This window comes from Phenylobacterium sp. (assembly GCF_030651185.1).
In the GTDB taxonomy this organism is placed as follows: domain Bacteria; phylum Pseudomonadota; class Alphaproteobacteria; order Caulobacterales; family Caulobacteraceae; genus Phenylobacterium.
Genome location: NZ_JAUSCJ010000022.1, coordinates 535,959 through 545,765, shown reverse-complemented (window position 1 = coordinate 545,765; position 9,807 = coordinate 535,959). Strand labels below are relative to the sequence as shown.

The window sequence follows — 9,807 nt, the reverse complement described above, 5'->3', positions numbered from 1 at the left end:
CATGACCAAGATCTTCGTCACCGGACTGAAGGTCGAAGCCCAGATCGGCGTCTATTCCCATGAGAAGGGCAAGGCCCAGCCCCTCGTCGTCGACGTCGAGCTGGACGTGCCGACCGCCGGCGCCGAGCGCCTGAGCGAGACCGTCAACTACGAGATGGTGGGCGAAGCCGCCCGCGCCATCGCCGCCGAGGGCCATATCGGCCTGGTGGAGGCCTTCGCCGAACGGCTGGCGCGCGCCTGTCTGGCCGATCCTCGCGTGACGCGGGCCCGGGTTCGGGTGGAGAAGCCATTGGCGCTCGCCCCCCACGCCGCGGCGGCCGGCGTCGAGATCACGGTCGTCCGCGGCTAACGCCCTTTTTCCTGCCCCGTTTACGGGGGAGGAAAATGAGCGGCGCTTGCCCTCGTCGTGGGTAAGATGCTGCTTCGAACCGGAGTTTCTCCCGATGGCCATCTCCCACAGCGCCCGGCTCTCGCCCCTGCAGGGCGAGACCGTGTGGACGCTGGAGGGCGACGCGATCACCGAGACGCGGGGCCGCCGCGAGCGGCGGTTCGAGCTGGCAAAGCTGAAGAGCCTGCAGAGCGCACAGGGCGGGGCCGTCCTGACCTTCGCGCACGGGCGGCTGACCATTCCGGCCATGAGCTATACGCGGGGCCTGCGGCCAGAGAACCGCGCGGCCTCCTTCGCGGTCTTTGTCGGCGCCGTGGCGGCCGCAGCCGCGGTGACCACGCCGGGCGCGCGGTTCCGCAACGCCGGGGCGCCCATGGCCGAACCGCTGATCTGGATGATCGGCTTGCTGGGGAGCGGCGTCCTGATGCTGCTGCTGTTCGCCGCCACCGCCGGCGCCTGGACCCTGGGCGTGGCCTTGGCCGCCCGCCTGGTGTTCGTGATGATCCTGGCGGCCGGCGCCCTGCCCTGGCTGAACAGAGCATCTAGACCTGACGCCTGACGGGCGCCGAAACCGGTATCCACTTTCGGCTGTCAGGCTTCGCGGAAACATGGACGCGAATTAAACTGGCGCTGGGCCAAATCAGGGCCACATCATCCTGTGGACGATACGAAGAGGAGCCCGCCAATGAGTGAACGACTGGACACCGGCACGGTCAACCTGACCGAAGACAAGACCCTGCCGATGGTCGCCTATGTGCTTTACCTGCTGACCTTCGCCAGCGGCTTCACGGTCTTCATCGGGCTTATCATCGCCTATGCCAACCGCGCCACGGCCGGCCCGAAGATGGAGAGCCACTACACCTTCATGATCCGCACCTTCTGGCTGTCGATCTGGTGGTTCATCATCGGCGGGCTGCTGGTCCTGTTCGGCGGGGTGTTTTCGCTGATCCTGGTGGGCATCCCGTTCCTGATGCTGGGGATCTTCATCTGCAGCGTCGTGGGAATCTGGTTCGCGGTGCGCTGCATCATCGGACTGCTGCATCTGTCCCGGGGCGAAGCCTATCCCCGACCCATGAACTGGCTAATTTAAAGGCAGAAACCGCGCGCTTCGCCTAGGAAGCGCGCGGATCGACCTCATCGCATCCCCCGCCGGTTGCATCGCCTCGACGCCCCCCGCCTTGGGTCCCGAACCTTCACCGGTCGGCGCCTGGGGGGCGAGCGGCCGGGGGAATTCGTATGCTGGGTCGGATCTTTGGAATGCTGCTGGGGCTGGCGCTTGGAGGCGTCGGCTACGCCATTCTCCATCCGGGCGGGCTGGAGGGGCGAATTCCCCCGATCCCGTTGGGCGCCTTCGAGAGCCTGCGGTTCTTCGTGGCGATGACCGCGGCCGGCCTGGGGGCGATCATCTTCATCGCCGCCCTGATGCCCAAGGGCCCGAGCGGCCCGTCGGGCGGCGGCGGCAAGAAGCGACGCAAGGGGGCAGCCCCGATGACCATCGACTTCAACGATCCCGCGCCCATGGCCGCCCACGACCACGGCTCCACCCACGCCAGCCATGAGGCCGAGGTGGTGGCCGAGGCGCCTGAGCCCGTGGCCGTCGCCGAGGCCGCGCCCGAACCCGAGGTGCATTCCGGCGCGCCGCCCGGGGCCCCGGGAGCCTTCGCCGAGGCCAGGCGGGAGCTCCACGAACACACCAGGGCCGAACGCTGGTCAGAAGCCGCCGACATCGTCAGGCGGCTTTCGTCATTGGCGGGGGATGATCACGAACGGCGCGTCGCGGCCCAGGACGCCGGAGACTTCGCCCGCGCCCAGGGCCTGACCGACCAGGCCGCCGACGCCTATGACGAGGCGCTCACCTATGCCCGCCAGATCGGCGAGCCGGCGGCGCTCGCCGACGCCCTGACCAATGTCGGCGACGTGGCCTATGAGGAGCAGCGGCTGGACACCGCCGTGGACGCCTACGAGGAGGCGCTGGCTCTGCGTCGCGCCTTCGCCGAACAGCAGCCCGGCGATCTGAATGGAAGGCGCGCCCTGGCCCTGGCCCTGGAGCGGCTGGCCGACGCCCGCGAGGATCGCGGCCACCGCATGCGGGCGCTGGATCTCTATCGCGAGAGCCTGGACATCAGCGGCGCCCTGGCCTCAGCCGACCCCGTGGCCTACGGCGAGGACCTGGCGGTCACGCGGCGGCGCCTGGCGGAGCTTGAGGCGAAGGTCCTGGCCTAGGCCGGGACCAGCTCGCGCCGCACCAGCTTGGAATAGTCGTCCATCAGTTCCAGCGACAGCTTGCCGGGCGTGAAGCTGTATTCGCCGATCTCCGCCACCGGAGTGACCTCGGCCGCCGTCCCCACCACGAAGCATTCGGTGAAGCCGGACAACTCCTCGGGCTTAATGTGCCGCTCGATGATCTCGACGCCCTTGGACTTGGCGAGCGCGATCACCGACTGGCGGGTGATGCCGTTCAGGAAGCAGTCGGGGGTGGGCGTGTGCAGCGCCCCGTCTTTGACGAAGAAGACGTTGGAGCCGGTCGATTCGGCGACATAGCCGCGATAGTCCAGCATCATGGCGTCGGTGTAGCCGGCCTTCTCCGCGGCGTGTTTGGAGATGGTGCAGATCATGTAGAGGCCGCTGGCCTTGGCGTGGACCGGTTCGGACTCCGGCGAGGGGCGCTTGTACTTGGCCCAGCACATGCGGATGCCCTTGGCGCGTTCTTCCGGCTTGAAGTAGCTGGGCCAGTCCCAGACGGCGATGGCGACGTGGATCTTGGTCTGTTGGGCCGAGACCCCGATCATCTCCGATCCGCGCCAGGCGATGGGACGGACATAGGCGTCCGTCAGGCCGTTCTTGGCGCAGGTGTCCTTGCAGGCCTGGTCGATCTCGGCCACCGTGAACGGAATCTCGAAGTCGAGGATCTCCGCCGACTGGAACAGACGCTGGGTATGCTCGGTCAGCTTGTAGATTTCCCCGCCGTACATCCGCTCGCCTTCGAACACCGACGAAGCGTAATGGAGCCCATGGGTCAGCACGTGCACCTTCGCCTCGCGCCAGGCTACGAACTGGCCGTCGAGCCAGATCCATCCGTCGCGGTCATCGAAGGGAACGAGAGACATGGGACCTCCTACTGGGAACGCCTCCTTACAAACCCCTGGGCCCGCGACGTCAAACAATTTGGGGGTTTCCGATGAGCGGCGTGGCCGATCCGAGGCTGGTCCTGCGCGACGAGGAACTCGACGCCGGACTTGAGCTGATGATGCTGGCCGAGGCCGCCGTCTGGGCGGGCGTGGACGCCGGTCTTGAGGCCGAGGGTCTGAGCCTGGGACGCTCGCACTGGCGGGCCGCCTTCCTGCTGAAGCGGCGTCCAGGCATTGGCGTCCAGGAGCTGGCCCACATCACCAGCCTGTCGAAACAGGCCGCCAGCCGGGTGATCAGCGACCTGGAGGGTCATGGCCTGGCCGAAAAGGCCCAGGGGGACCTGGACGGACGCAGGCGGGCGGCGACCCTGACCGCGGCCGGGGCGGCTTTCGAGGCGCGGATCTCCGAACGCCTGCGCGGGCAGCTGGCGCGCGCTTATCGCACCGGCGGGCTGGACGGAGTGGGCGCCGCGCGGCGTATCCTGGCCGCGCTCGCGGGCGGGCGGACGAAGACGGGAGCGGGACGATGAGTGAGGCCGGAGAGCGCCACCTGCTGGTGGTGGACGACGACGACCGCATCCGCGAACTGCTGAAGGAATACCTGGCCCGCGCCGGCTTCCGCGTGACCACGGCTCCCGGCGGCGCGCCGGCCCGCAAGCTGATGGAGACGCTCGATTTCGACCTGGCGGTCTTCGACGTGATGATGCCCGGCGAGGACGGCTTCTCGCTGACCCGGTGGCTGCGGGAGCGCAAGGGCATGGCCGGCCGCACCCCGGTGCTGATGCTGACCGCGCGCGGCCTGCCGGAGGACCGGATCGAGGGGCTGAAGCTCGGGGCTGACGACTATCTCAACAAGCCCTTCGAGCCCGAGGAACTGTTGCTGCGCATCGAGGCGATCCTGCGCCGGTCGCAGGGACGGCCGGGCTCCACGGCCAACGGGCCGGTCTCACTGGGGCGCTGCAGGTTCGACGTCGAGCGCGGGGAGCTGACCTGCGAGGAGGTTCCGGTGCGCCTCACCGAGGCGGAGGTCGCCCTGCTGAAGCGCCTGGCCCGCAGCCCGCACGAGCCGGTGGACCGCATGGAGCTGGCCCGGGAGACCGTCGATCCGTCGGGGCGGGCGGTTGACGTTCAGGTCACCCGGCTGCGCCGCAAGATCGAGACCGACCCCAAGACTCCCCGCTACCTGCAGACCGTGCGCGGCGTGGGCTACCTGCTGGCGCCCGACTGATGCGCCTGCGCCTCTCGCCGGTGCGTCTGCAGAGGCTGATCAAGCGCAGCCTGCCCACCACCCTGTTCGGCCGCTCGCTGCTGATCATCATCCTTCCGGTGGCGGTGATGCAGGTGGCCGTCACCTGGGTGTTCTTCGACGCCCACTGGCAGGCGGTGACCAGCCGGCTGTCGGAGGGCCTGGCCGGCGACGTGGCCTGGGCCGTGGAGAGCTACCAGGACGATCCAACCCCCGAGAGCTTCGCCCGCATCGCCGACCGGGCCGAGCGGTCGATGAGCCTGTCGATGGCCTTCCAGACCGGCCGCACCCTGCCCGTCGGCCGGCGCACCGCCCTGTTCGCGGTGGTGGACCGCAGCCTTGAGAAGGCCCTGGCCGGCCGGATCGACGCGCCCTTCTGGTTCGATACGACCCGCTACCCGGCCTATGTCGATATCCGGGTGCAGACGCCCCAGGGGGTGATGCGGGTGCTGGCGCCCCGGGACCGGGCCATCGCCACCCAGGGCCACATCTTCGTGCTGTGGATGACCGTGGCGACCCTGCTGCTGACCGCTATCTCGATCCTGTTCATTCGCAACCAGGTCCGCGCCATCGAGCGGCTGGCCTCGGCCGCTGACGACTTCGGCCGCGGCATGGAGGTCCCGGCCTTCAAGCCCACCGGCGCCCGCGAGGTGCGCCAGGCGGCCCAGGCCTTCCTGGCCATGAAGGCCCGCATCCAGCGCCATCTGGACCAGCGCACGGCCCTACTGGCCAGCGTCAGCCACGACCTGCGCACGCCGCTCACCCGCCTGAAGCTGGAGCTGGCCCTGGCCGAGCCCACCAAGCGCACCGGCGAGATGAAGCGCGACCTCTCCGAGATGGAGCACATGATCGACGAGTACCTGGCCTTCGCCCGCGGCGAGGGCGGCGAGGCTGTCGAGACCGTCCAGTTGAAGACCCTGATCGAAGAGGTCAGCGAGGGCGCTCTGCGGGCCGGAGCGCAGGTCAGCGTCACCGCCGAGCCCGACCTGACCGCCAGCGTGCGCCCCAACTCACTGAAGCGGGCCTTGTCGAACCTGATCATGAACGCCGCCGTGCATGGCGAGCATATCGTGGTGACCGCCGTCGCGCGGGCGACGGGCGGGGTGGAGATCGTGGTGGACGACGACGGGCCCGGCATCCCGGAGGACCGCCACGAGGAGGCCTTCAAGGCCTTCAGCCGCCTCGACGAGGCCCGCAACCAAAACGACAAGGGCGTGGGCTTGGGCCTGGCCATCGCCCGCGACGTGGCCCGCGGCCATGGGGGCGACGTGATGCTTTCCCGCTCGCCCATGGGCGGCCTTCGCGCCACCGTCAGGCTACCGGGATAACATCGTTCAGCCATCGTTCAGCTCGATATGGCTCAGCTGACAGCAAACGGGGAAACCATCATGAAGCTCGCCTATTTCGCGCCCGCCGCCGCCATCGCCGTGCTGGCCGCCACCACCGCCCAGGCCGCCGATCCGGTGATGGGGGACTGGCTGACCGCGGGCGGCGGCGCAAAGGTCCGCGTCGCCCCGTGCCCTTCTGACGGGACCAGGGCCTGCGGCACGATCACCTGGATGAAGAATCCCAAGGACAAGGCCGGTGGTCCGCAGAAGGACACCAACAATCCCGACCCCGGCCTGCGCGCACGCTCGGTCCTGGGCCTGCAGCTGATCCGCGACTTCAAGCCGGCCGGCCCCGGCAAGTGGGCCGGCGGCAAGATCTACGACCCCGGCAGCGGCAAGACCTACGGCTCCAAGCTCAGCGCCATGCCCAACGGCGCCTTGAAGGTGGAGGGCTGCGTCGGCCCGATCTGCCAGGCCCAGACCTGGACGCGCTAGGCGCCGAGTTCCTTGGAGCGCCGCACGGCGGCCGCCACGGCGTCGCGCAGCAGGGGTGACAGCCCGCCCTCGCCCATCAGCACCTCGAGCGCCGCCTGAGTGGTCCCGCCGGGCGAAGTGACCTGGCGGCGCAATTCGGCGGGCTCCTCGCCGCTCTGCGCCAGCAGGGCCGCCGCGCCGGCGATGGTGGAGCGGGCCAGGCGCCGGGCGCCTTCCACCGGCAGGCCCGCAGCCACCCCGCCATCCTCCAGGGCCTCGATGAAGGCGTAGAGATAAGCCGGGGCCGAGCCGGAAACGGCGGTGGCCGCATGCATCAGCGCTTCGTCTTCGAGGTCGACCACCGTCCCGACCGGGCTGAACAAAGCCTGGGCCCGGGCCCGGGCCTCGGGCTCGGCGGCGTAGATGCTGGTAGTTCCCTGGCCGATCGCCACGGCGGTGGTGGGCATGACCCGGGCGACCTTGCGGCCGAAGCCGGCGGCGATGTCGGCGGACTGCACCCCGGCCGCCACCGAGACGATCACTGCCTCGGGATGCAGCAGGCTCGCCACCTCCGCCGCGGTTTCGCGCCAGAGCTGCGGCTTGACGGCGAGCAGGACCGTTCGGGCCTCAACCAGCGCCGCGTCGGCGGGATTGAGCCGGGCGCCGTCACGGGCGGCGGCCTGGGCCAGTTCGGTGGGGTACGGATCGCGCAGGATCAGGTCGGAGGGGGCGAAGGCGCCGGCCCTGCGCCAGCCCTGGATCAGGGCCCCGCCCATGCGGCCGGCGCCCAGGATCAGGATGGGGGTCATGGGCGGGCTCCTAGGCGTCAGGGACGGCGCACCCTAGGCGATGACGACGGCGAAGTCAGCTTGGGCGAGGAGGCGGCCTTGCGCGCATGGGTCAACGGTCGCTACGAAGATGTGCATCAAGTCCACAAAGAACATCGCCGGCATGAACACCCATTGTACTCATTCGCAACCCAGTGGAGTAAGCGGTCCGCTACCTGAGGGTGTTGTCCTGCATCAACTCCAGTATCATACGGATGATCGTGGCGCTCTATCTGAGATCTACCGCCAAGAGTGGCATTCCGATATCCATTTTCCTCAGTGGAATGTTTCCCACTGCGTGAATAATTCGCTCCGAGGCGTTCACTTGCACTTTCGGCACACGGACTACTTGGTGGTGCTGTCGGGGCGGTTCATCTTTGGTCTGCGTGACCTTCGCCGCGAGGCCGGGACATTCGGGCGGACCACTATGCTCGACATGACCGGCGGCGCCCTGCTGATCCCACCCGGGGTCGCTCACGGGTTCCACTGCGTCGAGGCCGGAAGCCTGGTCTATGGCCTGACCCATAACTGGGACATCGAGGACGACCTGGCCTGCCGCTGGGACGATCCCGACCTTGACCTGCCCTTCCCGGCCGTCGACCCGATCCTGTCGGCGCGAGACAGGGACGCCGGCAGCCTCCAGGAGCTGCTGACACGCTTCGAAGGGGTTTCGGCGTGAGGGTCGGGCTGGTGGGCTGCGGCTACTGGGGCCGCAATATCCTGCGCGACCTGAAGGTCCTGGGCTGCGAGGTCGACGTCGCAGAACCCGGCGGCGCCTATCCGATCGTGGGCGCGCGCACCGTGGTGCCCGGGCTCGAGGCTCTGGACCCTGGCCTCGACGGCTATGTTGTGGCCACGCCCGCCCCCACCCACGCCGCGGTGATCACCGCCCTGGCGCCGCGCGGCAAGCCGATCTTCTGCGAGAAACCGCTGACCACCGACGCCGCGGTCGCCCGGAGCTTGGCCGACGCCTTGGACGGGCAGCTCTTCGTCATGCACAAATGGGCCTATCATGGCGGCGTCCAGGCTCTGGCGGCCGTGGCCCGCAGCGGCGAACTGGGACCGCTGCAGGGTGTGTTCACCCGACGCCTGCAATGGGGCAAGCCAGCGGCGGAGGCCGACGCGGTCTGGGAACTGGCTATCCATGACTTGAGCATCCATTACGCCATCCTGGGGGCGTTGCCGCCGGTAGCCGCCGCGCGCGCGGTGATGCGGGGTGACCAGATGGAGGGAATCGTCGCCACCCTGGGGGGCTCGCCCTTCGGTCACTTGGAGGTGAGCGTCGGCTGGCCAGGAACCGAGCGCAAGATTCGGGCGATTTTCCGAGACGGCCTCGCGATGCTGGACGACCCCCTCGCCGACCACATCGCTCTGGTGCGGGGCGCGGCTCCGGCCGGGGAGCGGCATGACCCGGAAGGCCTGGAGCGCCGGCCCATCGATACCGAGTGGCCACTGATCAAGGAGCTGCGGGTCTTCGTGGAGCATCTGAGGGGCGGACCGCCGCCGCCCACCGACGCGCGGTCCGGCGCCGCTGTTGTCGAGGCCCTGCAGGCCCTGCGCGAGGCTGCCCTGGGGGTGCGATGACCCCCCGCTTCACCATCCTCCTGCCGATCCACCGCCCGCCAGTCCTGCTGCCCTACGCGATCGAGACCGTGATTGCGCAGTCGGAGACCGACTGGGAGATGTTCATCATCTGCGACGGCGCGCCCGAGGCGACAGCCGAGGCGGCGCGCGCCTTCGCCGCCTGCGACCCCCGGATCACCGCCTGCGTCTTCCCAAAGGGCGAGCGGTTCGGAGAGGCCTACCGGCACGAGGTGCTGCAGGGCGCGAGGGGCGAGTTCGTCTGCCAGATCGCTGACGACGACCTGTGGCTGCGTCATCACTTGCGGGAGATGGCCGCCCTGCTTGAGACCGTCGAGTTTGGCGCCCTGACCCCCGTCCAGGTCTATCCGGACCAACCCTGGACCCACTCGACTCACCGTCTGGAGGACCCTTCCGTGCGCGCCCGCATGCGGCGCGAGCGGTTCAACTTCTTTGGGCCGAGCGACGCGGGCTACCGGATGTCGACCTACCGGCGGCTACCCGTGGGTTGGTCCCCGGCCCCGCCAGACATCTGGACCGACCTGCACATGTGGCGAAAGTTCCTAGCCCTCGACCCGATCCTCACCGGCTCGCGGCCGACCATCCAAACGGTGCACCTGGCCGACGCCCTGCGCGCCGGCACGGACATCGCGGCGCGGGAGGCCGAGACGCTCAGGTGGATGGAGCGCGTCCGCCGCGGCCTGCGCTTCGACCTTACGATCGAGGACAGCCCTGCTGGGCCGCGCATCACGAACGGCCGATTGGCCTACGACACTTAAGCCTTCCACGGCGTCAGGCGCCGAGTTCCTTGGAGGGGGCGAAGACGCCGGCCCTG

The 9,807-nt window shown here is 69.2% G+C and carries 13 protein-coding genes; 11 read left to right on the top strand and 2 right to left on the bottom strand.

Annotated elements, in window-relative coordinates; genetic code table 11:
* The first annotated feature begins 1 nt into the window (after position 1).
* From folB to Q7J39_RS11590, 4 genes are all read left to right on the top strand, one after another.
* Complete coding sequence (folB, locus tag Q7J39_RS11605) at positions 2–349, top strand: dihydroneopterin aldolase (RefSeq protein WP_370690051.1); 348 nt, start codon at positions 2–4, stop codon at positions 347–349.
* A 94-nt stretch (positions 350–443) separates the two neighbouring features.
* A complete protein-coding gene (locus Q7J39_RS11600; protein WP_304824657.1) occupies positions 444–947 on the top strand; it encodes a hypothetical protein in 504 nt (167 codons plus the stop codon).
* A 126-nt stretch (positions 948–1,073) separates the two neighbouring features.
* Positions 1,074–1,478, top strand: coding sequence for a hypothetical protein (locus Q7J39_RS11595; RefSeq protein ID WP_304824654.1), 405 nt, complete (start codon positions 1,074–1,076; stop codon positions 1,476–1,478).
* A gap of 146 nt (positions 1,479–1,624) precedes the next feature.
* Positions 1,625–2,611: a tetratricopeptide repeat protein gene (locus tag Q7J39_RS11590; protein WP_304824650.1), complete on the top strand. Its 987-nt coding sequence runs from the start codon at positions 1,625–1,627 to the stop codon at positions 2,609–2,611.
* Here the strand turns inward: Q7J39_RS11590 and Q7J39_RS11585 are convergent.
* Positions 2,608–3,495, bottom strand: a complete 888-nt coding sequence (locus Q7J39_RS11585) for a branched-chain amino acid aminotransferase (RefSeq protein WP_304824647.1) — start codon at positions 3,493–3,495, stop codon at positions 2,608–2,610. The two genes, Q7J39_RS11590 and Q7J39_RS11585, sit on opposite strands and share 4 nt — an antisense overlap.
* A gap of 71 nt (positions 3,496–3,566) precedes the next feature.
* Between Q7J39_RS11585 and Q7J39_RS11580 the strand changes: the two genes are divergently transcribed.
* Genes Q7J39_RS11580 through Q7J39_RS11565 form a run of 4 tightly spaced genes read left to right on the top strand, consistent with a single transcriptional unit; the run spans position 3,567 to position 6,585 of the window.
* Entirely contained in the window at positions 3,567–4,046 is a 480-nt protein-coding gene (locus tag Q7J39_RS11580) for a helix-turn-helix domain-containing protein (protein WP_304824645.1), read from the top strand.
* Positions 4,043–4,744, top strand: coding sequence for a response regulator (locus Q7J39_RS11575; protein ID WP_304824642.1), 702 nt, complete (start codon positions 4,043–4,045; stop codon positions 4,742–4,744). The genes Q7J39_RS11580 and Q7J39_RS11575 overlap by 4 nt, the downstream gene beginning before the upstream one ends.
* Positions 4,744–6,090: an ATP-binding protein gene (locus Q7J39_RS11570; protein ID WP_304824639.1), complete on the top strand. Its 1,347-nt coding sequence runs from the start codon at positions 4,744–4,746 to the stop codon at positions 6,088–6,090. The genes Q7J39_RS11575 and Q7J39_RS11570 overlap by 1 nt, the downstream gene beginning before the upstream one ends.
* A gap of 60 nt (positions 6,091–6,150) precedes the next feature.
* Entirely contained in the window at positions 6,151–6,585 is a 435-nt protein-coding gene (locus Q7J39_RS11565) for a DUF2147 domain-containing protein (protein ID WP_304824636.1), read from the top strand.
* On the opposite strand, the gene proC is transcribed toward Q7J39_RS11565, so the two are convergent.
* Positions 6,582–7,373, bottom strand: coding sequence for a pyrroline-5-carboxylate reductase (gene proC, locus Q7J39_RS11560; RefSeq protein WP_304824633.1), 792 nt, complete (start codon positions 7,371–7,373; stop codon positions 6,582–6,584). The genes Q7J39_RS11565 and proC overlap by 4 nt on opposite strands.
* A 40-nt stretch (positions 7,374–7,413) precedes the next feature.
* On the opposite strand from proC, the gene Q7J39_RS11555 reads away from it, so the two are divergent.
* Genes Q7J39_RS11555 through Q7J39_RS11545 form a run of 3 tightly spaced genes read left to right on the top strand, consistent with a single transcriptional unit; the run spans position 7,414 to position 9,751 of the window.
* Complete coding sequence (locus Q7J39_RS11555) at positions 7,414–8,070, top strand: dTDP-4-dehydrorhamnose 3,5-epimerase family protein (RefSeq protein ID WP_370690047.1); 657 nt, start codon at positions 7,414–7,416, stop codon at positions 8,068–8,070.
* Positions 8,067–8,975, top strand: a complete 909-nt coding sequence (locus Q7J39_RS11550; RefSeq protein WP_304824630.1) for a Gfo/Idh/MocA family protein — start codon at positions 8,067–8,069, stop codon at positions 8,973–8,975. Before Q7J39_RS11555 ends, Q7J39_RS11550 begins: the two co-directional genes overlap by 4 nt.
* Entirely contained in the window at positions 8,972–9,751 is a 780-nt protein-coding gene (locus Q7J39_RS11545) for a glycosyltransferase family A protein (protein ID WP_304824627.1), read from the top strand. The genes Q7J39_RS11550 and Q7J39_RS11545 overlap by 4 nt, the downstream gene beginning before the upstream one ends.
* Positions 9,752–9,807: the final 56 nt, after the last annotated feature.